The sequence below is a fragment of the Salinicola sp. JS01 genome (genome assembly GCF_030284585.1).
In the GTDB taxonomy this organism is placed as follows: Bacteria; Pseudomonadota; Gammaproteobacteria; order Pseudomonadales; family Halomonadaceae; genus Salinicola.
This window is the reverse complement of sequence record NZ_CP127244.1, coordinates 1832928-1857202: the sequence shown is the minus strand read 5'-3', so window position 1 is coordinate 1857202 and position 24275 is coordinate 1832928. Positions and strand designations below refer to the sequence as shown.

General features: G+C 66.1%; 26 protein-coding genes and 1 pseudogene. 8 read left to right on the top strand and 19 right to left on the bottom strand.

Annotated features, from left to right (window positions below; translation table 11 throughout):
* Window positions 1-44: 44 nt before the first annotated feature.
* Both QO259_RS08375 and QO259_RS08370 read right to left on the bottom strand, forming a co-directional pair.
* Window positions 45-863, bottom strand: coding sequence for an IclR family transcriptional regulator (locus QO259_RS08375; protein ID WP_285952477.1), 819 nt, complete (start codon window positions 861-863; stop codon window positions 45-47).
* On the bottom strand, window positions 863-1960 hold the full coding sequence (locus QO259_RS08370) for a D-2-hydroxyacid dehydrogenase (RefSeq protein WP_285952476.1): 1098 nt from the start codon (window positions 1958-1960) through the stop codon (window positions 863-865). The genes QO259_RS08375 and QO259_RS08370 overlap by 1 nt, the downstream gene beginning before the upstream one ends.
* A 337-nt stretch (window positions 1961-2297) precedes the next feature.
* On the opposite strand from QO259_RS08370, the gene QO259_RS08365 reads away from it, so the two are divergent.
* The gene (locus QO259_RS08365; RefSeq protein ID WP_285952475.1) at window positions 2298-3062 is read left to right on the top strand and encodes a glucose 1-dehydrogenase; all 765 of its coding nucleotides are present in this window, start codon (window positions 2298-2300) and stop codon (window positions 3060-3062) included.
* A gap of 129 nt (window positions 3063-3191) precedes the next feature.
* The gene (locus QO259_RS08360; protein WP_285952474.1) at window positions 3192-4205 is read left to right on the top strand and encodes an L-idonate 5-dehydrogenase; all 1014 of its coding nucleotides are present in this window, start codon (window positions 3192-3194) and stop codon (window positions 4203-4205) included.
* Window positions 4206-4297: 92 nt separating this feature from the next.
* Here the strand turns inward: QO259_RS08360 and QO259_RS08355 are convergent, their stop codons facing one another.
* From QO259_RS08355 to QO259_RS08305, 11 genes and pseudogenes are all read right to left on the bottom strand, one after another.
* A complete protein-coding gene (locus tag QO259_RS08355) occupies window positions 4298-5056 on the bottom strand; it encodes a YciK family oxidoreductase (RefSeq protein WP_285952473.1) in 759 nt (252 codons plus the stop codon).
* 131 nt (window positions 5057-5187) lie between these two features.
* On the bottom strand, window positions 5188-6021 hold the full coding sequence (gene ybgF / locus QO259_RS08350) for a tol-pal system protein YbgF (protein WP_285952472.1): 834 nt from the start codon (window positions 6019-6021) through the stop codon (window positions 5188-5190).
* Between the two features lie 18 nt (window positions 6022-6039).
* Window positions 6040-6555 (bottom strand): peptidoglycan-associated lipoprotein Pal, encoded by a 516-nt coding sequence (gene pal, locus QO259_RS08345; RefSeq protein WP_106420215.1) that lies wholly within the window; start codon window positions 6553-6555, stop codon window positions 6040-6042.
* 48 nt (window positions 6556-6603) lie between these two features.
* A complete protein-coding gene (gene tolB, locus QO259_RS08340) occupies window positions 6604-7902 on the bottom strand; it encodes a Tol-Pal system beta propeller repeat protein TolB (protein WP_502949148.1) in 1299 nt (432 codons plus the stop codon).
* A gap of 23 nt (window positions 7903-7925) precedes the next feature.
* Window positions 7926-9089 (bottom strand): cell envelope integrity protein TolA, encoded by a 1164-nt coding sequence (tolA, locus tag QO259_RS08335; RefSeq protein WP_207035505.1) that lies wholly within the window; start codon window positions 9087-9089, stop codon window positions 7926-7928.
* Window positions 9090-9098: 9 nt separating this feature from the next.
* The gene (gene tolR / locus QO259_RS08330) at window positions 9099-9542 is read right to left on the bottom strand and encodes a protein TolR (RefSeq protein WP_035473426.1); all 444 of its coding nucleotides are present in this window, start codon (window positions 9540-9542) and stop codon (window positions 9099-9101) included.
* Between the two features lie 14 nt (window positions 9543-9556).
* A complete protein-coding gene (tolQ, locus tag QO259_RS08325) occupies window positions 9557-10234 on the bottom strand; it encodes a protein TolQ (protein ID WP_207035503.1) in 678 nt (225 codons plus the stop codon).
* 25 nt (window positions 10235-10259) lie between these two features.
* Window positions 10260-10670, bottom strand: coding sequence for a tol-pal system-associated acyl-CoA thioesterase (gene ybgC, locus QO259_RS08320; RefSeq protein ID WP_035473430.1), 411 nt, complete (start codon window positions 10668-10670; stop codon window positions 10260-10262).
* Window positions 10667-11697: pseudogene (gene ruvB / locus QO259_RS08315) on the bottom strand (Holliday junction branch migration DNA helicase RuvB). The gene ybgC and the pseudogene ruvB overlap by 4 nt, the downstream one beginning before the upstream one ends.
* A gap of 6 nt (window positions 11698-11703) precedes the next feature.
* Entirely contained in the window at window positions 11704-12309 is a 606-nt protein-coding gene (ruvA, locus tag QO259_RS08310; RefSeq protein WP_285952751.1) for a Holliday junction branch migration protein RuvA, read from the bottom strand.
* A gap of 90 nt (window positions 12310-12399) precedes the next feature.
* Complete coding sequence (locus tag QO259_RS08305) at window positions 12400-12798, bottom strand: nuclear transport factor 2 family protein (protein ID WP_285952471.1); 399 nt, start codon at window positions 12796-12798, stop codon at window positions 12400-12402.
* 112 nt (window positions 12799-12910) lie between these two features.
* Here QO259_RS08305 and QO259_RS08300 point away from each other — a divergent pair, with 112 nt between their 5' ends.
* From QO259_RS08300 to zapE, 3 genes are read left to right on the top strand one after another with little or no spacing between them, the layout of a single operon-like run.
* Window positions 12911-13501, top strand: coding sequence for a GNAT family N-acetyltransferase (locus QO259_RS08300; protein WP_285952470.1), 591 nt, complete (start codon window positions 12911-12913; stop codon window positions 13499-13501).
* Window positions 13498-14382 (top strand): carbon-nitrogen hydrolase family protein, encoded by an 885-nt coding sequence (locus tag QO259_RS08295; RefSeq protein ID WP_285952469.1) that lies wholly within the window; start codon window positions 13498-13500, stop codon window positions 14380-14382. Before QO259_RS08300 ends, QO259_RS08295 begins: the two co-directional genes overlap by 4 nt.
* A gap of 50 nt (window positions 14383-14432) precedes the next feature.
* The gene (gene zapE, locus QO259_RS08290; RefSeq protein ID WP_285952468.1) at window positions 14433-15497 is read left to right on the top strand and encodes a cell division protein ZapE; all 1065 of its coding nucleotides are present in this window, start codon (window positions 14433-14435) and stop codon (window positions 15495-15497) included.
* Between the two features lie 56 nt (window positions 15498-15553).
* Here zapE and ruvC read toward each other — a convergent pair whose 3' ends face one another.
* From ruvC to QO259_RS08275, 3 genes are all read right to left on the bottom strand, one after another.
* Complete coding sequence (gene ruvC, locus QO259_RS08285) at window positions 15554-16096, bottom strand: crossover junction endodeoxyribonuclease RuvC (protein WP_285952467.1); 543 nt, start codon at window positions 16094-16096, stop codon at window positions 15554-15556.
* A 237-nt stretch (window positions 16097-16333) separates the two neighbouring features.
* Window positions 16334-18115: an aspartate--tRNA ligase gene (gene aspS, locus QO259_RS08280; RefSeq protein ID WP_285952466.1), complete on the bottom strand. Its 1782-nt coding sequence runs from the start codon at window positions 18113-18115 to the stop codon at window positions 16334-16336.
* 31 nt (window positions 18116-18146) lie between these two features.
* Window positions 18147-18425: an FmdB family zinc ribbon protein gene (locus QO259_RS08275; RefSeq protein ID WP_035470871.1), complete on the bottom strand. Its 279-nt coding sequence runs from the start codon at window positions 18423-18425 to the stop codon at window positions 18147-18149.
* 372 nt (window positions 18426-18797) lie between these two features.
* On the opposite strand from QO259_RS08275, the gene QO259_RS08270 reads away from it, so the two are divergent.
* From QO259_RS08270 to QO259_RS08260, 3 genes are all read left to right on the top strand, one after another.
* Entirely contained in the window at window positions 18798-19730 is a 933-nt protein-coding gene (locus QO259_RS08270) for a D-2-hydroxyacid dehydrogenase (RefSeq protein ID WP_285952465.1), read from the top strand.
* Window positions 19731-19757: 27 nt separating this feature from the next.
* Window positions 19758-20678 carry a ribokinase gene (locus QO259_RS08265; protein ID WP_285952464.1) on the top strand — a complete coding sequence of 307 codons (921 nt, stop codon included), beginning with the start codon at window positions 19758-19760 and terminating at the stop codon, window positions 20676-20678.
* A 62-nt stretch (window positions 20679-20740) separates the two neighbouring features.
* Window positions 20741-21691, top strand: coding sequence for a nucleoside hydrolase (locus tag QO259_RS08260; protein WP_285952463.1), 951 nt, complete (start codon window positions 20741-20743; stop codon window positions 21689-21691).
* Between the two features lie 202 nt (window positions 21692-21893).
* On the opposite strand, the gene QO259_RS08255 is transcribed toward QO259_RS08260, so the two are convergent.
* The 3 genes from QO259_RS08255 to QO259_RS08245 all read right to left on the bottom strand — a co-directional run bounded on the left by QO259_RS08255 (window position 21894) and on the right by QO259_RS08245 (window position 24207).
* Window positions 21894-22166 (bottom strand): acylphosphatase, encoded by a 273-nt coding sequence (locus tag QO259_RS08255; protein WP_285952462.1) that lies wholly within the window; start codon window positions 22164-22166, stop codon window positions 21894-21896.
* The gene (locus QO259_RS08250; RefSeq protein WP_285952461.1) at window positions 22105-23136 is read right to left on the bottom strand and encodes a YihY/virulence factor BrkB family protein; all 1032 of its coding nucleotides are present in this window, start codon (window positions 23134-23136) and stop codon (window positions 22105-22107) included. Before QO259_RS08250 ends, QO259_RS08255 begins: the two co-directional genes overlap by 62 nt.
* A 153-nt stretch (window positions 23137-23289) precedes the next feature.
* Window positions 23290-24207, bottom strand: coding sequence for a LysR family transcriptional regulator (locus QO259_RS08245; RefSeq protein WP_035470884.1), 918 nt, complete (start codon window positions 24205-24207; stop codon window positions 23290-23292).
* Window positions 24208-24275 lie beyond the last annotated feature (68 nt).

The window sequence follows — 24275 nt, the reverse complement described above, 5'->3', positions numbered from 1 at the left end:
GTTGACTCCTCGAACAGTGAATGGCTCGACCCAGCGACGACTGCTCAGCGCCCGGCGTCGCGGGCACCGCGCATGGCCGTGTCGTGGGGGTCGGCGGCTAGGTTCATGGGGTTGGCGATACGCCGCGCCATGGCATCCAGCGCCGCCACGGCGTCCGCCTCCAGCGCATCGTCACAGCGCTCCTCCATCAGCGAGGTGCCCAGCGCATAGGCCTGCTCGCCGCTATACTGCGGCGCCACCACCAGCGCCAGCCCGCGTACGCCGGGAAAGACCTCGCCCAGGTCACGGCCATAGCCGCGTTCGCGCACGCTGGCGATCTTGGCCACCAGCGCTTCGAGGTCGGTGACCGAGCGCTCGGTCCAGCCCGGGCGAGTCGCCGGGTCGGCGAAGCGCCGCCGAATCTCGGCATCGTCGAGACGCGCCAGCAGCGCGTTGCCCACCGCGGTGATCGAGGCCGGGAAACGGCTGCCGATGCTCGCGGTCATGCGCAGTGGCATGCGCCCGGCGTGGGCGGCGAGATAGAGCACCTCGGTGCCGTCGAGCACTGCCAGCTGGCAGATCTCGTCGTGCAGCAGTGGGGTCTCGTTGCACGCCTGATAGAACGCCTGGACCGGGTCGACACCGCGTAGATAGGCCCCGCCAAGCTCGACCAGGCGCCGTCCCAGGCGGTAGCCGCCGGCGCTGCGTGCGATCATCCCCTCGGCCTCCAGCGCCAGGCAGATGTTGAACAGCGACGAACGCGCCACCGACAGTTGCCGCGCCATCTCGCTGACCCCCAGCGCGGTGTCACCCGCCTGCTCCAGCAGCGCCAGCACGCGGATCGCCCGGGTCACCGCCGGGCTGCGCTCGGCCTCCCCCGCCATCAGTAGAACTCCACCGTATCGACGCGGTTGCGCAGCGGCTGGCCGTCGAGATAGCACCGCGCGTTGTCGACGAACAGCTCGGCAATAAGGCGATCCTCGGCAGCGTTGAGCGCAGCGGTATGCGGTGTCAGTAGCACATTGGGCAGATCCCATAGCGGCGAGTCGGCGGTCAGCGGTTCGCTGGCGGTGACATCGAGTACCGCCAGGCCTAGATGCTCGGCGCGCAGGGCCTCGATCAGCGCCGGCTCGTCGACCACCGTGCCGCGGCCGACGTTGACGAAGGTGGCGCCCGGGGGCAGCGCGGCGAGGAAGTCCGCATCCACCAGCTTGTCGGTGGCGGCGGTGCCCGGCAGCGAGCAGACCACGGCGTCGGCGCGTGCCGCCGCCGCGTGCAGGTCCTCCGGGGCCACGATCTCGTCGACGTGCTCGACCGCCCGGCCATGGCGCGAGACGCCGATCACCCGCGCGCCCAGCAGCGAGAGCTTGCGCGCCACCTCGCGGCCGATCCCGCCGAGCCCCAGCAGCAGCACGGTCTGTTCACTGACCTGCCCCATCGCCCAGCGTCCGCTCCAGTGATGTGCGCGCTGCTGAGCCTGGACCCGTGGCAGCTGCTTGGCCCCGGCGAGCACGCCGAACAGCGCGTACTCGGCCAGCGGCCCGCCGTGCACCCCGGCCGAGGTAGTGAAAGCAACCCGGTCGAGCTGCTCGCGGGAGAGTTGCGCCGCCTTTACCTGGCCACCGCCTCCCGCGGCCATCAGATGGACCCAGCGCAGGCGCGGGTTGGCCGCGACCACACGCGCCAGCGCCGCCGGGTCGAGATCGGGAATGCCGTAGAGCACCTCGGCATCGGCGAGCAACGCCTCGAAGCGCGCCTGGGCCTCGGCGCTGCGCTGAAAGCTGGGGTCGCCGGCGAAATCCGCGGGATGACGCATGGGCGGCAACAGCGCCTGATCACGGATCAGCTCGAGACGCGGCTCGCGGGCTTCGATCATGGCGCACAGCGTTTCGCTCAACGGCGTGGCCACCGCCACTCTCAGCTTGTGGCTCGCCGATGGGTTTGCGTGGCCCCCCGCCGCCGGCGCTGGTGTCTGCTGCATGGCTCGCTCCTCGTGTCGTGTAGGTTCGCGGTCTTGGCTTTACGGTCTTGGCTTTAGGGTCTTCGGCGCGCGGCTCTCGGGCCTCTCTCAGACCTCTCTCGGGCCGCCATTCTGGCTGTCGCGAGCGCGACCATTGTCCAATGAGCTGAACGTCGTTCAGCGGACTGTACAATGCTAGGCTATCGACGTAACCCCGCCTTTGGTCGCGGTCTGGTTCGAGTATCTCGTCTCAGGCAGCCCGCCTCCCGGTGCTTGAAACCGGGGGCGCAATCCGGGTCTGATGGCGGATCACAGGAGATCTGTACATGTCGCTAAACACCGCATCGGGAGACACTGCATGAAGCTTTTCGATATCAGCGGCCGCCTGGCCCTGGTGACCGGTTCGTCGCGGGGGCTGGGATTCACCCTGGCCCAGGGGCTGGCACGCCAGGGAGCGCGTGTGATCGTGCACGGGCGCCAGGCCGAGGCGGTGGCCCGCGCCGCCGAGACGATCCGCGCCGAGACCGGTGCCGACGTCGACAGCGTGACCTTCGATGTCACCGACAGCGCCGCCGTGCGCGAGGCGCTGGATGGGCTGACGGCGCGCCTGGGCACACCGGACATCCTGGTCAACAACGCCGGGCTCCAGCGGCGCGCTCCCTTTGCCGAGTTCGACCCCGCCGACTGGGATGCGGTACTCGCGACCAACCTCTCCAGCGCCTTCTATGTCTCGCGTGCGCTGGCTGAGCGCATGTCGCAGCGCGGGTCGGGCAAGATCGTCAATATCGGTTCGGTGCAGTCGCAGCTGGCACGCCAGACCATCGCCCCCTATGCCGCCTCCAAGGGCGGCGTGGTGATGCTGACCAAGGGCATGGCCGCCGACCTCGCGCGCTTCGATATCCAGGTCAACTGCATCTCGCCGGGCTACTTCAAGACCGACATGAACACCGCCCTGTGGCAGGACGAGGCCTTCAACAGCTGGGTGGAATCGCGCACGCCGGCCCAGCGCTGGGGTAACGTCGAAGAGCTCGTGGGCACCCTGGTCTATCTCTGCTCGGACGCCTCGGCCTTCGTCTCGGGCCAGAACATCTTCGTCGACGGCGGCATGACCTCGGTGGTCTGAGCCTCGACGGCCTGGCACCGACGAGCCAACCGCCGACGATCTGGCTGTCGACAGCCTGATTCATTCATCACCGCCGGGCGCCGGGCATCGTGCCCGTGGCCGGCGGCGTCATACAGGAGCGACAAGGGCATGAAAGCGCTGGTGATACACGGCAAGCAGGATCTGCGAGCAGAGACCTGGGACACCCCGGAACCGGGGGATGACGAGGTGCGCGTGCGCATCGCCTGGGGCGGTATCTGCGGCTCCGATCTGCACTACTATCACGAGGGCGCCAACGGTGCTTTCGTGGTGCGTGAGCCGCTGATTCCGGGGCATGAGCTCTCCGGCACGGTGGATCTCGACCCCAGCGGAGCGCTGGCTGCGGGCACCCCGGTGACCTTCCACCCGGCCACCTTCGGTGAATGCCAGCCCGGGCTGGAGCAGCATCCGCACCTGTGGCCACGCGGCGGCTATCTGGGGTCGGCCTCGACCACGCCTCACACCCAGGGCGGCATGAGCGAGTATCTGGTGGTCAAGCGGCGCATGATCCGCACCCTGCCGGCGACGCTGCCGCTCAAGCGCGCGGCACTGACCGAGCCACTGGCGGTGGCGCTGCACGGGATTCGTATTGCCGGCGGCGTCGAGGGCAAGCGCGTGCTGGTCTGCGGTTCAGGGCCGATCGGCCTGCTGGTGGCCGCCGCGGCGCTGGCCAAGGGCGCGAGCGAGGTCACCGCCACGGATGTCTGCGAGGGGCCGCTGGCCCGGGCGCGGGCACTCGGCGTGCACGCCACCGTGCGCATCGGCGAGGCGGAGCCTGCGGCAGAGGCATTCGATGTGGCGTTGGAGTGCTCGGGCGTGCCCGCGTCGATCGATGTCGCCATTCGCGCCGTGCGGCGTGCCGGCGTGATCGCCCAGATCGGCATGATGGGTGCCGGCCCCCAGCCGCTGGAGCTGGCGACACTGATCGCTAAGGAAATTCAGCTACGGGGCTGCTTCCGCTTCAACGACGAGGTCGACGAAGCGATCGAACTGCTCGACCGGGATGCGCGTTTCGATCAGGTGATTACGCATGAACTCGCCGCCGATGACGCGGTCGAGGCGTTCACCATCGCCAAGGATGCCCAGACCTCGGGCAAAGTGCTGGTGCGGTTGTGGCCAGAGTGAGTAGTCGAAGTGATTGGTTAGAGTGAGCGGCTAGCGTGGGAATGGCCAGGCAGCGTGGCCGGCGTGACACTAGATCTGGTCAGCGCCGCGGCTCACTGCCGCGGCGGCTGGGCGTCGAAAGCTTCGCCGGTGGTGCCGCGACTCTCGCCGCCCATCAACCAGAGATAGGTGGGCATGATCGATTCCGGCGTGGGCACGCGCTGCGGGTCTTCCTGGGGGTAGGCCGCACGGCGCATGGCGGTGCGCGTACCGCCGGGGTTGATCGAGTTGAAGCGTAGCGCCGAGTCGCGATACTCGTCGGCGAGAATCTGCATCAGGCCTTCGGTGGCGAACTTTGACGTCGAGTAGGCGCCCCACTCGGCACGCCCGCGCCGTCCCACGCTGGATGACGTGAATACCACCGAGGCGTCAGTGGACGCCTCGAGCAGCGGCAGCAAGGCCTGGGTCAAACCGAGGCTGGCAGTGAAGTTGACCTGCATCACCTGTGCCCAGACCTCGAGATCGGAGTCAGCGACCGACTTGCGCTCCCCCAGCAGGCTGGCGTTGTGCAACAGACCGTCGAGCCGCCCGAAGGCCTGCTCGAGCTTGGCCGCGACGACCCCGAAATCCTGCGCAGTGGCGCTCTCGAGATTGAGCGGGAAGATCGCCGGCTGCGGCGCCTTGGCCGCCTCGATGGCGTCATACACCGTTTCCAGCCGACTCAGGCTACGCCCGAGCAGCACCACAGTGGCACCGTGCCGGGCATAGGCCATGGCCGCCGCCCGTCCGATGCCGGCGCTCGCCCCGGTCACCAGAATCACCTTACCCGCGAGCAAATCCGCGGGCGCCTGATAGTCGCTATGACAAGGCATGGTTCATCTCCTCCTGGTTCTGGTGATAGGCGATCGCATTCGCTGACACCGGGGCGCGTGGGGGCGGCAAGTCACCGAGTCGCTGACCAGCGGTCCGGCTGACTCGCGCCTCTGGCCGGCGTGAATCTACGTCAGTTGCCCAGCTGGTTGAGAAAATCCCCTGCCATCTGCGCGGCGCTACTCTTGGGATAGTCGCTCTGCACGCGCTTGAGCAGTTCACGGCTGCCCATGGTATCACCCTGGCGTGCCTTCAACAGACCCAGCTTGTAGAGCGCATCGGGTACCTTGCTGCTCTGCGGGTAGTCGTCGATGACGGTGTTGAAGGCCGTGGCAGCAGCGTCGAGCTGCGACTGCGCCGAGTAGAGTTCGCCGAGCCAATAGTGAGCATTGGGGATCAGACTCGACTGCGGATAATCGGCGATGAAGCGTTTGAACGAGCTGATGGCAGCGTCGAACTGGCGCGCCTGTACCTGCTGGAAGGCGGCCTGGTAGGCATCACGCCCATCGCCGCTGCCACCTGCTGCCGGTGCGCTGGCACCACTGTCAGCGGTCGTGGCGCTGGCTGCTCCGGCGCTGCTGCCTGCCGTCCCACTGTTTTCGGTGACCTGGCTCGCCGCGCCGGTGTCGATGCTACTGCCCGACATGTCACCACCATTGCCGCTCCCGCTACCCGAGAGACGGTCATCGAGATCGAGATACTGCTGCTGAGTCTGCTGCTTCAGCTGATCGAGCTGATAGCGCAGCTCCTCGACCTGCCCGCGCAGCTGCTGGATCTGCTGGCGGTTGTCCTGTAATTCGTTGAGGATCGTCAGGGTGCCGCCGCCGCTTTCGCGCGCCTGCGTCTGACTGTAGAAACCGCCGGACGACTGACCGGTGAGGTCATCCACGACCGGCTGCTGAGCCCATACGGACAGCGGGAGCACCAGGGCTCCCGCGCCGCACAGTCTTTTCAGACCGTGTTTCATGCTGATCTCCGTCGACTATTACTTGTAGTCGAACACGACGCGACGGTTCTTCGCGTAGGCTTCTTCGGTGTGGCCCTGAACGGCAGGACGCTCTTCACCGTAGCTGACGATGGAGATCTGCGACGGGGACACGCCCTGGACGGTCAGGTACTGCTCGACCGACTGCGCACGACGCTCGCCGAGGCCCAGGTTGTATTCACGCGTGCCGCGCTCGTCGGCATAGCCTTCCAGCGTCACGTTGACGCTCGGGTTGGCCATCAGGTACTGAGCGTGGCCGCGCAGAACGGATTCGAACTCCGGGCGGATTTCGTCGCTGTCGAACGCGAAGTAGATCGTGTCGACGCTGGGACGCTGCTGGTTGGCGTTCATCTGCGAACCGTTTGCGCCTTGACCGGAGGTCATGCCCTGGCCGGACATGTTGCCGGAGGTGCCATCCATGTTCCCTTCCTGGGTGCCGCCGCTGCTGGAACAGCCCGCAACCACTGCCAGTGACAGCGCGACCGCTAGCGTCTTGGCGTAAGTCTTGAATTGCATTGTCATCTCCTTGCTCGGATGTCGAATGACACAGTCGACTTTCGTCGTTTAGTTCAAATATGGTGACCATGCGGGTTCCCGCACGTCACCTTGTTGTGAGGGCAGCCGGAAGGACGCGCGTCCATCGGAAGAGACTGCCCCCAACACCCCTTGCGACCCTTGTTGCGTCGCGAAGATTACCATGGTGCCGTTCGGTGCGACACTAGGTGATTCATCCCAACGTGTATCAGTCAAGACTGTTACACGGCTGGTGTCCAGGTCCTGTTTTGCGACATGAAAACCGTTTTCGTCGCGAGTGATCATGAACAGCGCCTTGCCGTCCGGCGAGAAGCGCCCATCGGAGTTGTAGCTGCCGGTGAACGTGACGCGCTGAGCCTCGCCGCCGCTGGCCGGCATGCGATAGAGCTGGGGCGCGCCGCTACGGTCGGAGGTGAAGATCAGCGAGCGCCCGTCCGGCGACCAGTCGGGCTCGGTTTCGATGGCGCGGTTGTTGGTCAAGCGGGTGAGCTGACGCGAGGCCAGATCCATCACGTAGATCTCCGGCTGGCCATCCTTGGACAGCGACATCGCCATCTTGCGCCCGTCCGGCGACCACGCCGGCGCACCGTTGATACCCGGGAAAGAGGTCAGGCGCAGGCGCTCACCGGTGGCCACGTTCTGCACGTAAATGGCGGAGTTGCCGGACTCGAAGGAGACGTAGGCGAGTTTGCTGCCGTCAGGCGACCAGGCCGGCGACAGGATCGGGTCGTCGGATGAAAGCACCTGCTGGGCATTGTAACCATCGGCATCGGCGACGTAGAGCGCATAGCGCGCGTTGTCACCGCTGCCCGAGGCTGCCACGTAGGCGATACGGGTCGAGAAGGCACCGCGAATACCGGTGATCGCTTCGAAGATCTGGTCGCTGATGTAGTGGGCGCTGGCGCGCAGGTCGCTGGCGCTGGAAGTCACCGTTTCGCCGAGCATGCGCTTGCCGCCGGCGATATCCATCAGTTCGTACTGGATACGATAGTCGCTGCCCTGGGGCTCGATCTTGCCGACCACCAGATAGCGCGCGTTGACCCGCTTCCAGTCATCGTAGAACACGTCCTTGCTGCTGCTCGGCAGCGAGATCAGCGCACTGCGGCTGAGCGGCTCGAACTGACCGCTGTGCTCGAGGTCATCGCTGACGATCTGCGCCACATCCTGAGGCAGACCGCCCGCCGCCTGGGACTCGAACGGCACGATGGCGATCGGAATCGCCTGGTCGCTGCCGCGGGTGATCTCGATGGTGAGATTCTGGGCCTGGGCGTTCGCCGCCAGGCACAGCGCGACGAGCGATGCCAGCCAGGCAGCCGCCAGTCGTCGCAAGCTTTGAGACATCCGTTGTTTCATCACTGTATATCCCCGGGTGTGAACTTGAGATTGAAATCGCGGAACCGTCGCTGCAGTCCGGCATCCAGCTGCTGCAGCTCACGGAACGGTGCCGCCGCCTCTACCGCCTGCGTCGCCGAGCGGTCGAAACTGGGATTGCCACTGCTGCGGGTCACGGTCGCCGCGAGCAGCTCCCCTGACGGCCCCAGCCGCACTCTGACCTGCGTCACCAGCGAACCATCGGCGTTGGGCGGCAAGTGCCACTGATCCTCGACCGCACGCTTGACCAGATTGATGAAGCTGTTGGAGGCCTGATTCGACTGCTGCGCATTGGCAATACGCTCCTCTTCGTTGGCAATCGAGTCATTGAGCGCGTTCTGGCTCGCCGCCTTGGCTGCGGCCTCGGCCTTTTTCTTGGCCTCCGCTGCGGCCTTCTTCTTGGCCTCTTCCGCCTGACGTTTCTTCTCGGCCTCGGCCTTTTTCTTGGCTTCCTCGGCCTGACGCTTCTTCTCCGCCTCGGCTTTCTTCTTGGCCTCTTCTGCCTCGCGTTTTTTCTCGGCCTCGGCTTGTTTCTTGGCCTCTTCTGCCTCGCGCTGCTTCTCGGCCTCGGCCTGCTTCTTAGCTTCTTCCGCCTGGCGCTGCTTCTCGGCCTCGGCTTTCTTCTTGGCCTCTTCGGCCTGGCGCTGCTTCTCGGCTTCGGCCTGCTTCTTGGCCGCTTCGGCCTTCTGCTTCTGGATCTGCACCTGCCGCTGCTGCTCGGCTTCCGCAGCCTTTTGCTGACGTGCCGCTTCGGCGCGCTCCGCGGCTGCCTGTTCGGCCGCCTGTTGACGCCGCTGAGCCTCGGCACGAGCAGCATCGGCCGCTGCCTGCTGTTCGGCTTGCGCCTGTGCCGCCTGCTGTTCGGCCTGCTCACGGGCGGCTTCCTGGGCCTGCTGCTCGGCAGCCTGCTGCGCGGCCTCCTCGGCCTGGCGCTTGGCCGCACGCGCTTTGGCCTCCTTGGCATATTGAGCCTTGTCGGTCGCGGTCACATCACTGACCAGCGTCGCCTGCACCACCGAAGAGGAGCTGGGGATCGGCTCGCTCTCCGGCAGTCGCAACATCGTCAACAGCAGGGCCACAATGTGCACCCCGATCGCCAGGACGACGGGCAAGCCGTAGCCGACACGGCGCGTTCGCTTCGCCATGCTGACTCCTTACCCCTTGTTGTCACCCGAGGGCGGTTCGGAAATCAACCCGACGTTCGCCACGCCGGCCATCTGCAACGTGCTCATCAACGTCACCACCTGACCGTAGGAGGCGTTCTTGTCGCCCCGGACCATGACCGGCGTGTTGGGCTTGCGCTCGAGAATCGCTACTACCTGATCACCCACGGTCTGCAGGGTCACCGGCTTGTCCTTGTCACCCAGCGAGATGTAGTACTCGCCTTTATTGTCGACCGAGACGATGATCGGCTCCTGCTCCTGGGTATCGATGGGTTCCGAGGTGACCTGCGGCAGGTCGACCTTGACGCCCTGAGTCAGCATGGGTGCGGTGATCATGAAGATCACCAGCAGCACCAGCATGACGTCGATGAAGGGGACGACGTTGATTTCGCCCATCGGCTTGCGCCGGTGGTGTCGGCTATAGGGTCCACCCATGACTCACCTCCGGCTCAGGCCGACTGACTGCTGCCGCGACCCTGCAGATTGCGGTGCAGGATCGAGTGGAACTCTTCGGCGAAATCTTCGTACTCGCCGAGCAGACGGCTGGCGATGGAAGAGAGACGGTTGTAGAAGATCACCGCGGGGATGGCCGCGAACAGGCCCATGGCGGTCGCCACCAGCGCCTCGGCGATCCACGGCGCGACCGTGGAGAGCGTGGCTTGCTGGGCCATGGAGAGGCTCTGGAACGACCCCATGATGCCCCATACGGTACCGAACAGGCCGATGTAGGGGCTTGCCGAGGCCACCGTGGCCAGCAGCGTCAGGTTGGCGTTGAGACGATCCTCTTCGCGTGACAGTGCCACGCGCTGCGAGCGCTGCACGCCATCGAGCACCGCCTCGCTGCTGCGGGTCTTGGGCATCAGCCGATTGAACTCGCGAAAGCCGGCGCGGAAGACATGCTCGGCACCCTGGGCTTCATGGTTCTCCGGCACGTCCTGATAGAGCTCGTTGAGATCGATGCCGGACCAGAAGCGCTCGTCGAACTCGCGCTGCGCCTTCTTGGCCCGCGCCAGCGCAAAGCTGCGCTGGAAGATCACCACCCAGGAGGCGACCGAAGCGGCCAGCAGCAGCAGCATGACCACCTGGACGACCAGGCTGGCGTTCATGATCAGATGGGGGATGGACATGGAGTCGTTCACGTGAATCCTCGAATCACTGGCTATGAATGTCTGGCGTCAGCACCGCGCGAAGCGCCTGTGGCCACCGCCTGGGTTTCAGGCTCTGCGTGTCGACGCATGCTATATCGACCACCGCCTCGCATAATGTATCCCCGCGATACCGCACCGCCTGGGTGAATCGCACCGAGCAGGCGGCGAGCTGCTCGACGACGGCACTCACTTCCAGCCGATCGTCGAGCCGCGCCGGGCGTGCGTAGCGACAGCTGAGGTTATGCACCACCAGCTGTACGCCCTGTTCTAGCAGCTCGCGCTGGGCAAAGCCCTGGGCATTCAGCCACTCGCTGCGGGCACGCTCCATGAATTTCAGATAGTTAACGTAGTACACGATGCCGCCGGCGTCGGTGTCTTCGATGTACACCTTGAGCGGCAGGAGAAATTCGCTCACCCGCTCTCGCCCCCTTCGGGTGCCTGATCGTGCGGCGCCAGGCCAAAGTGGGTGTACGCCGAACGGGTCACCACCCGCCCCCGCGTGGTACGCATCATGAACCCCTGCTGGATAAGATAGGGCTCGATCACGTCCTCGATGGTATCGCGCTCCTCGCTGATCGCCGCCGCCAGACTGTCGACCCCTACCGGCCCGCCGTCGAACTTCTCGATCATCGCCAGCAGCAGCCGGCGATCCATGTGATCGAGCCCGTGGCTATCGACGTTGAGCATGTTCAGCGCCTGATCGGCGATCTGCGCGCTCAGGGTGCCGTCGCCCTTCACCTCGGCGAAGTCGCGCACGCGCCGCAGCAGGCGGTTGGCGATACGCGGCGTGCCGCGGGCGCGGCGCGCGATCTCACGCGCCCCGGCGGCGTCGGCGGGCACCCCGAGCAGCCGCGCCGAACGCGCGACGATCTCGCTCAGCTCGTCGATGGCGTAGAACTCCAGACGCTGGACAATGCCGAAGCGATCGCGCAGCGGTGAGGTCAAGAGCCCTGCACGGGTGGTGGCACCGACCAGCGTGAACGGCGGCAGATCGAGCTTGATCGACCGCGCCGCGGGGCCATCGCCGATCATGATGTCGAGCTGAAAATCCTCCATCGCCGGATAGAGCACCTCCTCGACCGCCGCCGACAGCCGATGAATCTCGTCGATGAAGAGGACATCGCCCGGCTGCAGATTGGTGAGCATGGCGGCGAGGTCGCCGGCCCGCTCCAGCACCGGGCCCGAGGTCGATTTGATATCGACCTCCATTTCGGTGGCGATGATATTGGCCAGCGTGGTCTTGCCCAGCCCCGGGGGCCGAAGACCAGGGTGTGATCGAGCGAGTCGCCGCGATTGCGCGCCGCCGAGATGAAGATATCCATCTGCTCGCGCACCCGTGGCTGACCGATGTAGTCACCCAGCCGGCGCGGGCGAATGGCGTGATCGGCCTGCTGCTCACCCTGTCGCGGCGAGGCTTCGATAAGACGATCGGGTTCGATCATGTCGGCTTACCCGGCCATCTGGCGCGCCAGCGCCGCCTTGATCAGGGCCTCGGTAGGCAGGCCCTCGTCGAGCCCGGACAGCATGCGCGACGCCTCGGTCGGCTTGTAGCCCAGCGATACCAGCGCCGCCTCGGCATCGGCGAACGGGTCCCGCGGCTTGACCACGGGCTGGCGCGGCGTCTCCAGCAGCGACCCCTGCTCTTCCTGCCAGTGGGGAAAGCGATCGCGCATCTCGACGATCAAGCGGTCGGCGGTCTTCTTGCCCACGCCCGGTAGTTTGGTCAACGCCTTGCTGTCGCCCTCCATGACGCAGCCGACGAAGGCGTCGCGATCCATGCCGGAAAGGATCGCCAGGGCGAGTTTCGGCCCCACGCCGTTGACCTTGATCAGCGCGCGAAACAGCTGGCGCTCCTCGTCACGCCCGAAACCGTAGAGCAGATGCGCATCATCGCGCACGCTCAGGTGAGTATAGAGGCGGACCTCCTCGCCCACGGCGGGTAGCGCGACCAGTGTCGTCATCGAGGTTTCGAGTTCATAACCGACGCCGTTGACGTCGACCACGATCCAGGGAGGGAGCTTTTCCAGCAGGGTGCCGTGCAGGCGTCCAATCATTCCATTCAACGTCCTTTCCGTGACGGCGTCCACTATACGCATCGCCGAATCGGCTGACTAGCTGCTACATGGCCCCCTGCTTGACGATATTCAGCCCACCTGTGCCACCCACTCATTGAGGTTGTAGTAGTTGCTGATGCGCGCGACCTTGCCGTTTTTGATCTCGAAGAAGGCGCCGGCCGGCAGGACGTAGGTTTGGCCGTTGGCCGGAGGTAATCCTTCGTCGTCGGCCAGGTACTCACCGTGCACCACGAACTCGGCAGCGGCGCGGTCGCCGGCGGCGTTCTGCATCACCACGATATCGGCCAGGCGCTCGTGGTAGCAGCGGTTCATCTTGTCCATGAAGGCGGCGAAGGTGGCCTTGCCGACCTGGCGTTCGCCCTGGTTGATGTCGTGCACCACGTCCTCGGCCAGCAGGTCGAGGAAAGTGGGCATGTCGCCGGCGTTGAAGGCGGCGTAGTAGGCCTGAACCAGTTCGGTGGCGGTCATGGCTAGGTTCCTTGCGTAGCGTGGTTAGTGGTTGCTTGGCTCGCATGATAAGTTCGCGCCTTCCAGCCGGCATAGCCGCCGGCGTCACCCTGCTGCTGGCGAACGACTCCAGATGGATATCGAACTGCTCCGGGGGCCGCAGATTGCACCCCATGTCGAAGACCTGGCGCATTTGCGGATCACGGTCTTCCGCGAATTTCCCTACCTCTACGACGGCAGCCTCGACTATGAGGCCGAGTATCTCAACACCTACGTGCGCAGCGCGGACAGCCTGTGCGTGCTGGTGCGGGACGCGGGCCGGGTGGTCGGCGCCTCCACGGCGCTGCCGCTGGCCGATGAAACCGAGGAATTCCAGCAGCCGTTCGTTGCGGCGAGCTGGAATCCTGCGCGCATCTTCTACTGCGCCGAGTCGGTGGTGTTACCGGCCTGGCGCGGGCGTGGTCTGGGCGTGCACCTCTTCGCCGAGCGCGAGGCGCATGCGCGGCGGCTGGGTCGCTTCGACTGGTGCGCCTTCTGCGCCGTGCAGCGCCCGGCCGACCACCCGCGCAGGCCCGCCGACTACCAGCCGCTGGACGCCTTCTGGGCACGCCGCGGCTATCGTCATCATCCCGAACTGCACACCCAGTATCATTGGCGCGATCTGGACGAAGCTGAGGAGTCGGCCAAGCCCATGTCGTTCTGGCTCAAGGAACTCACCTCATGATCAAGGTTGCCGCCTGCCAATATCACATCGATCTGCTGACGAGCTGGGAAGCCTATGTCGAACACCTGACCGAGCTGTGCGAGGCCGCCGCCGGCCAGGGTGCCGAGCTGCTGCTGCTACCGGAATACGCCGGCATGGTGCTCACGGGCCAGTTGCCAGAGGCCCAGCGCAGCGACCTGCACGGCTCCATCGCCGGCATCCAGGTGCTGCTGCCGCGCTGGCTGGAACTGTGCGAGAGCCTGGCGCGGCGGCTGCAGATCTATCTGCAACCCGGTTCGGTAGCCGTGCGGGATGACGACGGCCTCTACCGCAATCGCGCCTGGCTTTTCGGCCCGGACGGCTGCCTGGGCAGCCAGGACAAGCTGATGATGACCCGCTTCGAGCTGGAGCAATGGCAGATCGCCGCCGGCAGCGGGCTCAAGGTGTTCGACACGGCATTGGGCAAGCTGGGCATCCTGATCTGCTACGACAACGAGTTTCCGCTGCTGGCGCGCACCCTAGCCGAGGCCGGGGTGGACTTGATCCTGGCGCCCAGTTGTACGGACACCGAGGCGGGCTTCTATCGTGTGCGGATCGGCGCCCAGGCGCGCGCGCTGGAGAACCAGATTGCCGTGCTGCAGTCACCCACGGTCGGCCTGGCGCCCTGGTCACCGGCGCTGGACGAGAATATCGGCCGCGCCGCGCTCTACGTGCCGTCGGACTACGGCATGCCGGCCAACGGGGTGATCGCCGAGAGCGAAGCGCTGTGCCTCACGCACAGCCGCTGGCTGATCGCCGAGCTGGATCTGGCCGAGGTGCGCCGGGTGCGTGAAACCGGCCAGGTATTCACCCGGCGCGACTGGCCGACGCAGTTCGACGAAAGCCGGCGGGTGCTGCGTTGAACGCGCCAGAGACATCACCGGGCTCCCCGCGGGCTGCTTATGAGCATGCGTTGACCGCAGGCTTCGTCGCCGATGCTGCCCAGCGCCGGGCAGTGGCAGCGCTGCAACGGTGCTTCGAGGCCACGCATCGTGGCGAATGCCCGCCCGGCGTGTATCTCTGGGGCCCGGTGGGACGCGGCAAGACCTGGCTGATGGACGCCTTCTACAACGCTCTGCGTGTGCCGGCGCGGCGCCAGCATTTCCATCACTTCATGCAGTGGGTGCATCGGCGTCAGTTCCAGCTCACCGGTAATGCCGACCCACTGCGCCTGCTGGCCGAGGAGCTGGGACGCGAGGTGCGCGTGCTGTGCTTCGATGAACTGTTCGTCAGCGATATCGGCGATGCCATGTTGCTGGGCCGCTTGCTCAGCCTGGTGGTACAGCAGCGCGTGGTGCTGATGGCCACCTCCAATCAGCCACCGAATCAGCTTTATGCCGACGGTTTCAACCGCGAGCGTTTCCTGCCAGCCATTGCCGCATTGGAGGCGCACATGCAGGTGGTGGCCGTGGACGGTGAGCAGGATCATCGCCTGCACCCCGGCGCTGAGGTGCAGCGTTACTGGGTGCAGCAGCCCCAGGCGCTGTTTGAGCTGTTCGCCCGCCTGAGCGCGGGCCAGGTGACCAGCCGTGAGCCGGTCGCGCTGGGTCATCGGCGTATCGCCAATCTGGGCCACAGCCCGGCAGCGCTGTGGTGCCGCTTCAGTGAACTGTGCGAACGGCCGCTGGCCGCATCGGACTTCATCGCGCTGTGCGAACGCTTTCCGGCCATTCTGCTCGAGGAAGTACCGCGTCTAGGCGGTAAGCCGCGTGAAGGGCGCATCGCCCGTGGCACCGAGGATGGCGCCGAGCGGGTCGACGCCGGCGACAGACAGTTGCCGGCACTGTCGCACAACGACGATGCGGTGCGCCGTTTCATCGCTCTGGTCGATGAGTGCTATGACCGCCGCGTGCCACTGTATATCGAAGCCGAGGTGGCGCTGGATGAGCTTTACACCCAAGGCTACCTCGAGTTTGCCTTCCGCCGCGCGTTCAGCCGTCTGCGCGAGATGCAGCTAGAGCGCTTCGGCCGCTCATAGCAGCGTGCCTGTCACTCGTGGATTAGAGTCTGGCACACTGGATTCCTCCCCTTCTCTCACTCAGGCCTGAAGTCGCGCCAGCGGTTGCGGCCAGCGCTGCCGCTACTGCGCCGGCGGCTGCTGGTCGCCACTAGCCCCTGGCGCGCGTAGGCGTGGGTGAGCGCGATGGCCAGCGCGTCGGCGGCGTCCTCGGGGGGAGACGCGTCCAGCGTGAGGAGCGCCGTTACCATATGCTGGACTTGGGCCTTTTCGGCACCGCCGGTGCCCGTGACCGCCTGCTTGATCTGGCGTGCGGCGTATTCGTGCACCGGGAGGCCGTGATTGGCGGCGCAGACGATCGCGGTGCCGCGGGCCTGGCCCAGCTTGAGCGCGGAGTCGGGGTTCTTGGCCATGAATACGCGCTCGATGGCGAACTCCTGAGGTCGATAGCGCCCGATCAGCTCGGCGACGCCGGCATAGACCTGGGCCAGCTTCTGCGCCAGATCGTCACCGGAGATACGAATGCAGCCGCTGGCGACGTAGCGGGGGCGTGCCGCACCGACGTCGATCACGCCGTAGCCGGTGACACGCGAGCCCGGATCGATACCCAGCAGGATCATCGCCCTGACCTCGCCGTCGGGCTTTGGCCCCTGTGCATCATGCGGATGATCATCGCTCGCTCCGTCGTGCGCTTCATGCTGGGTTCACCTTTTCCGTTCGGCGCCTACGGGGGCGACTCGAGGGGTATGCCGCGCGATTGGGCGTATCACCCGGCAGCCTATCCCCTAGCCGCCGCGCATAAAAGAACCGGCGCCTCGCGGGGCGCCGGTTCGGGGCACGTCGAACGCCGGGCGATGTTATTCGCCGGCACTCTCCGGCTTGGCCTTGGGACGCAGACGGATGTGCAGATCGCGCAGCTGCTCCTTGCTCACCTCGCCCGGGGCGTCGGTCATCAGGTCCGCGGCGCTCTGGGTCTTGGGGAAGGCGATGACGTCGCGAATGGTACGCGAACCGGTCATCAGCATCACCAGACGGTCGAGGCCGAAGGCCAGGCCACCGTGGGGCGGCGCACCGAACTTGAGCGCGTCGAGCAGGAAGCCGAACTTCTCTTCCGCCTCTTCCTTGCCGATGCCGAGCACGTCGAAGACCACGCGCTGCATCTCCTGGTCGTGGATACGGATCGAGCCGCCACCCAGCTCGGTGCCGTTGAGCACCATGTCATAGGCCCGCGACAGCGCCGTGGCCGGCGATGCCTTGAGCGCTTCCGGGGCGCAGGAAGGCGCGGTGAACGGGTGGTGCAGCGCGGCCAGTCGGCCGTTGTCGTCGGCTTCGAACATGGGGAAGTCGACCACCCACAGCGGCGCCCAGTCGGCGGTGTAGAGATCGAGATCCTCGCCCAGCTTGACGCGCAGCGCACCCAGCGCCTCGTTGACCACCCGCGCCTTGTCGGCGCCGAAGAAGACGATATCGCCATCCTCCGCGCCCACACGGTCGAGCAGCTCCTCGATCACGCCTTCCATGAACTTGACGATCGGCGACTGCAGCCCGTCGAGCCCCTTGGCGCGCTCGTTGACCTTGATCCAGGCCAGGCCCTTGGCGCCGTAGATACCCACGAACTTGGTGTAGTCGTCGATCTCCTTGCGCGAGAGCTTGGCCCCGCCGCTGACCTTGAGCGCGGCGACACGGCCGTCCTCGGCCTTGGCCGGGCCGGAGAAGACCTTGAAGTCGACCGACTGCATCAGATCGTCGACGTCGACCAGTTCCAGCGGAATACGCAGGTCCGGCTTGTCGGAACCGTAGCGCTGCATCGCCTCGCTGTAGGGCATGCGCGGAAACTCGGGCAGCGTCACGTCGAGTACGTCCTGGAACAGCTGGCGCACCATGGTCTCGGTGATGCCCATGATGTCGCGCTCTTCGATGAACGACGCTTCGATATCGATCTGGGTGAACTCGGGCTGGCGATCGGCGCGCAGGTCCTCGTCACGGAAACACTTAGCGATCTGGTAGTAGCGATCGAAGCCCGACACCATCAGCAGCTGCTTGAACAGCTGTGGCGACTGCGGCAGCGCGAAGAAGTGGCCTTCGTGGGTACGGCTGGGCACCAGATAGTCGCGCGCCCCTTCGGGAGTGGCGCGGGTCAGAATCGGGGTCTCGATGTCGAGAAAACCCTCGCCCTCCAGATAGGCGCGCACGCTGTGGGTGATCCGTGAACGCAGGCGCAGCTTCTCGATCATCTCCGGACGGCGCAGATCGACGTAGCGATACTTGAGACGTACCTCTTCGCCGACCTTGCCGTGCTCGTCGAGCTGGAACGGCGGCGTGGCGGCGGTGTTGAGTACCTCCACGTCCTTGGCCAGCACTTCGATCATGCCGGTGGGCATGTTGGGGTTCTGGGTGCCCTCGGGACGCAGGCGAATGCGCCCGCGAATCCGCAGCACGTATTCGCTGCGCGCGCGATCGGCGGTGGCGAAGGCCTCCGCCGTGTCGGGATCCACCACCACCTGAGCGACACCGTCTCGATCGCGCATATCGAGGAAGATGACCCCACCGTGATCGCGGCGGCGATGCACCCACCCGCAAAGCGTGACTTCTTGATCGATCAATGACTCGTTCAACTGGCCGCAATAATGACTGCGCATGAGGGATCCTGTGTTATGAATGCTATGGGGCTCAGGCCGAAGCCTTGCTCTCACCGGCAGGCTTGGCGCTGCCGCTCTCGCTCGACGCTGGCTTGCTGGCGCTGTCACCGGCGAGGTTCTTCTTGCTGCCCGACTTGAAATCGGTCTCGTACCAGCCGCCACCCGCGAGCCGGAACCCGGCGGCCGATACCAGGCGCGACAGCGTCGGCTCGGTACAGGCGGGGCAGTCGGTCAACGGCGCGGCGCTGATCTTCTGGAGCTTCTCCAGACGATGGCCGCAGGCTTTGCACTCGTACTCGTAGATGGGCATGGTCGTGTCACTCTCTCAAAGATGCGCGATCGAGTCGCGCCACGTCGCAGTGGCATAACGGCATCGATGATCGCGATGCGCAGCCGCTGCACCCCTTGCGCTCGCCCAGGCCATTCCGACACGCATCCAGACAGCCGGGCGATCTTCCAGGCAAATAGGGGCGACGCACGGGCTTTCCAAGCCGGAATCGATACGCACTGCCGCGCGCCCTTTCCAAGCCGTGTTCGAAAGCCGCATAGTATAGCGCGCAGCGGCCGGTCGCGGGCAATATTACCGGCTCAGGAAATCGCTGTCGCCCGCCGCGACGTGGCGACTGTGGCCCCGGCCCGGACGGAGGGTACGGGGCCCGCACGCTGGAGAGAGGAAGCCTGCATGAAAGCCGTTCTGCTGGACGCCGCGTCACTCGGTGACGATATCGATCTGAGCCCGCTGCGCGCGCTGGTCGACGACCTGGAGGTCCATGCGCTGACCGCCCCCGAGCAGCGCCGCGAGCGCCTTGCCGGCGCCCAGGTGGCACTGGTCAACAAGGTGGTGATCGACGCCGAGCTGATCGACGCCCTGCCCGATCTCGAGCTGATCTGCGTGCTCGCCACCGGTACCAACAATATCGACACGCAGGCCGCCGAGCGGCGTGGCATCGCCGTGCGCAACGTCACCGCTTACGGTACCGCCAGCGTCGCCCAGCACACCCTGATGCTGATGCTGGCACTGGCCGCGCGCCTGCCGCACTACCAGTCCGCGCTGCGCGACGGTGCCTGGCAGCGCAGCGAGATTTTCTGCCTGCTCGATCAGCCCACGCTGCAGCTCGCCAGCAAGCACCTGGTGATCGTCGGCAGCGGTGAGCTGGGCTCCGCGGTGGCCCGGCTGGGTGAAGCCTTCGGCATGCGCGTGACCTTCGCGGCGCGCCCCGGCAACGAGGCCAGTGACACGCGCCCGCCGCTCGCCGATCTGCTGGGCGAGCTGGACGTGCTCAGCCTGCACTGCCCGCTGACCGAGGCCACCCGCGGCCTGATCGATGCCCAGGCATTGGCGGCGATGAAACCCGAGGCGCTGCTGATCAACTGCGCCCGCGGCGGTATCATCGACGAGCACGCCGCGCTCGAGGCGCTGCGTCAGGGCCGGCTCGGCGGACTCGCGGTGGATAGCCTGCCGAGCGAGCCGCCGCGGGAGGGCCATGCCCTGCTCGACGCCTTGCACGAGCCGCTCAATCTCATCGTCACCCCGCACAATGCCTGGATCAGCCCCGAGGCACGACAGCGCGTGGTGACCCTGACCGCCGACAATCTCCGCGCCTGGCGGCATTGACCCAGATTCTCCAGCAGTGAGTTAGCCATGATCTACAACTACGGCTCGATCAATATCGACTACGTCTATCGCGTACCGCACCTGGTGCGCCCCGGCGAGACGCTGTCCAGTACCGGCTTTCGTCAGGTGCTCGGCGGCAAGGGCGCCAACCAGTCGCTGGCGCTGGCCCGCGCCGGTGGCCAGGTAGCCCACTGGGGCCGCCTGGGACAGGCCGATCGCTGGGCGCTGGAGCCGCTGACCAAGGCGGGCGTCGACACCGCCCATGTGGAGCTGACCGCCGACGCCAGCGGTCACGCGCTGATTCAGGTCGACGACGACGCCGAGAATGCGATCATTCTCTACCCCGGTGCCAACCACGGCTTCAGCGACAAGCATCTCGAGGCGCTCATCGGCGCCGCTGACGACGACAGCTGGCTGCTGATGCAGAACGAGTGCAACGCCGCCGAACGCATCATCCGCTTGGCCAGCGAGCGAGGCCTGGCGATCGCCTTCAATCCGGCGCCACTGGGCCCTGAAGTGGCCGCCCTGCCACTGTCGCTGTGCCGTATTCTGTTTCTCAACCGTGGCGAGGCCGCAGCGCTGGTCGAGCTCGACGAAGAGAGCGAGGTCGATACCCTGCTCAACGCCCTAGCCGAGCGTCTGCCCGAGGTGGAGATCGTGCTCACCCTGGGGCGCGACGGCGTCTGCCATCAGCTCGCCGGCGAGCGCATCCGCGCCTCGGCGCACCAGGTCGAGGCGGTCGACACCACCGCGGCCGGCGATACCTTCATCGGCTACTTCATGGCCGCACGCCAGCGCGGCGACGACGTCGAACAGGCCCTGCGACTGGCCAGCGCGGCCTCGGCCCTGTGCGTACAGCAGTCCGGCGCGGCGCCGAGCATTCCGCTGGCCGCAGCGGTCGAGTCAGCGCTCGACAGTCTGGTGCCACTGCGTATCGAGCGCGCCTGACCCCCGAGGCCCCGGCAGCGAGCGCCGGGGCCAATCCATCGTTATCCGTATCGAGAGAGAGCATGACCACGCCTATCATTTTCGACACCGACCCGGGTGTCGACGACGCCCAGGCCATCGCCATCGCCCTGGCCCACCCGGAGATCGAGCTGCTGGGGATGACGACCACCTTCGGCAACGTCACCATCGAGGTCGCGACCCACAACGCCCTGCTGCTGGCCGAGCTGGGCGGGCAAAAGATCCCCGTCGCCCAGGGCGCCGCCACACCCATGGTCAAGCCCAAGAACCCACCGCCGGGGCATATCCACGGCGACAACGGCCTGGGCAACATCGCCCTGCCCGACATCAGTACCCAGGCGCTGGCCCAGAGTGCACCCCAGTTCATCGTCGAGCAGGTCAACGCGCGCCCGGGCGAAGTGGTGCTGGTGGCGGTCGGGCCGCTGGGCAACCTGGCCGCGGCGCTACAGCTCGACCCCTCGCTGGTGGACAAGGTCAAGCAGGTGGTGGTGATGGGCGGTTCGATCCGCGAGGGCGGCAACGTAACGCCGGTCGCCGAAGCCAATATCTTCAACGATCCGCACGCCGCCAAGGCGGTACTGGAGGCGCGCTGGCCGCTGACCCTGGTGGGGCTCGATGCCACCCATCGCTGCGTGCTCGACCCCGACAGCATGGCGCGAATCGTCGAGGCCCAAGGCAAGCTGGGGCGGGTATTGGGAGAGAGCTACGCCTTCTATCGCGCCTTCTATCAGCAGGCGCTAGGCATCGATGGCTGCTGCCCCCACGACAGCTGTGCCCTGGCCTGGCTGCTGCGTCCGGAGCTGTTCACCACCACCCGCGGCACGCTCAGCGTGGTCACCGAAGGGCTGGCCGAAGGGCAGACGATCCTGGCCCCGCAGACACGAGAATTCGTGGATGCACGCTGGACGCGCGACGCCACCGCCGAAGTCTGCATGAACGCCGATGGCGCGGCGGTGGTCGAGTGGATCGTCGAGACCCTGACCGCGGGCACCTAAAGGCCCATTTCGAAAGGCTCTAGCGATGGGCGCCGGGGGCAGGACAAAGTAAGGGGCCTTTGCCAGGGATGGCAAAGGTAGCGCCCAGGGAGGGGTTCACAGCGCCCTCGCGACGCCCTGACGCCGGATAAGCCCATGTCGTCTAGCGGTTGGAAAAGGCGTCCTAAGCGCCCTCCCGAGCACGTGGCCTGCTGCCGCGCCTTCAACCGGTGGTGAAACTCGCCGGGGCGATCAGTGTGGCCTCCTCCACGCTCACCTCGATCACGTCCGCCGCCGGGGGGCCTTCCCACAGCAGATCGATCAGCTCGGCAATGGCGGTCGCCTCACCGCAGGCGATCACCTCGACCGCACCGTCGTTCTGATTGATGGCGTGCCCCGTGAGCCCCCAGCGCTCGGCGTGGCGGCGCACGAACTCACGATAGCCCACGCCCTGAACGTGGCCGCTCACCCGGGCTCGAATCGTGCGCTTGGTCATGTGAGGTCTCCTCCTGCTGCTGCTTGCGCATTGGCATTGGTGTTGGTGGTTCTTCCTGCTCCACGGTCTCCTTGTGCAGCACCTCGTGGCGTACCAGTACCGCGGTGTTGCGCGGAATCACCCGGCGGCCCTTCGACACCACGTGGGTTCGCGTGAAGGCCGCACCATAGAGCAGGATCAGCGACGAGTAGTAGACCCACAGCAGCACCAGGACCACCGACCCCGCAGCCCCATAGGTGGACGCCGTAGCGGTATGGGCGAGATAGGCGGCGATCGCATTGCGCCCCAGCATGAACAGCACCGCGGTGACCAGGGCACCCAGAAAAACGTCACGGTAGGAGAGCACCACGTCAGGCAGCACCTTGAAGATGGCGGCGAAGAACAGCGTGACCACGGCGAGCGAGAGCGCGAACTGCGCCAGCTCGAGCAGCATCACACTACCCGGCACCCAGCCGCCGGCGTAGCTGAAGGTGGCCTGGACGATGACCCCGAGCACCAGCGACACCAGCAGCACGAAACCGATCGCCAGCACCACCGCCAACGACAGCAGGCGCTTCTTGGCGAACAGCCACAGGCTGTTGCGATCGGGATTGGGGGCCACGCCCCAGATGGTGTTGAGCGAGAACTGCATCTGGCCGAAGACCGTGGTCGCCCCGATCAACAGCGTGACGAAGCCGGCCACGGTGGGCAGAATGCCCGACGCCTGAATGCTCGACTGCGCGACGGCATCCTCGATTGCCTTGGCAGCGGCGGGGCCGAGGGTATCCTGCAGGCGGGCGACGATTTCGCCGCGGGCAGCGTCCTCGCCCAGCCATAGCCCCACCACGGTGACCGCAATGATCACGGTCGGCGCCAGCGAGAACAGGGTGTAGAACGCCAGCGACCCGGCGTAGCTGAAGGCGTTACGATCGAGCCACAGCTTGATCGAGTCGCGAATCACGTTGAACCAGTACTTGACGCTCTTCACCATCGTTACGGCATCCTTTCCCGTCTTGTCGTCATGGGCGCCTCGGCGTTGCCCCGGTTGCCGACCAGCGCCGGCACACTCGTCATGCGCAAAGCACGGCTCTGTTTTCGCCAGTCTAGCAGCCCAAGGCGCCCCGAGCGTGCCTCCCGCCCGGGATCAGGCGCGCAGGAAGTCACTCGGCAGCTTCATCATGCGCTTCCACAGCTTCTCGACGCCGGGCTTGTGCACCAGCGAGCAGCGGTAGAGGCGGATCTCCAGCGGAATGTCCCAGCTCTCACCCGCGGCGCGCACCAGCTTGCCGTTGGCCAGCTCCTCGCGAATGCAGAAATCGGGAATCCAGGCCAGCCCCACCCCCTGCAGCGCCATGCCCTTCAGCCCCTCCGCCATCGCGGTCTCGTAGACCGTCTTGAGGCGCATGCGGGCGGGTTCGTTCTTCAGCAGCATGCGCACGCTGCGGCCGAGGAAGGCGCCCTGGGTATAGGCCAGAAACGGGATCGAGCCCTCGCCGTCGAACGAGAACTTGGCCTCGCCATTGGCCTTGGGCACGCTCACCGGCAGCATCTTGACCTGCCCGATCGAGAACGAGGGGAAGATCTCGGCATCCAACTGCATGGTGGCGTAGGGGTCGTGATAGGCCAGCATCAGATCGCAGTTGCCCTCGCGCAGCACATGAATGGCATCCCCCACGTTCATCGCCACCAGCCGCGTAGGCAGCTCACCCACGCCCTTCTGCAGTCGCGAAATCCATTGCGGGTAGAAGGCCAGCGCCAGGGAGTGGGCGGCAACGATGTCGAGCGCCTCGTTGTCCATCGCCAGGCCGCGCAGGTGGGCCAGGCTATCGTTGAGCTGCTCGACCATGTTGCGCGCCGTCACCAGGAACAGCTGCCCTTCCGGGGTCAGGCTGACCGGCGTGGTCGAGCGGTCGACCAGAGTCGCGCCGACGGCCTGCTCCAGCGAGCGGATACGGCGGCTGAAGGCAGGCTGGGTCACGTGGCGCTGGCGTGCCGAGGCGGAGAAACTGCGCGTATTGGCGAGCGCCACGAAATCTTCCAGCCATTTGGTCTCTAGGTTCAAGGGGACTCCTTGACGATGGGTTTCACACGCCGGCCCCGGCCGACGCAGCTGCGCTTGGGTATCAGAGC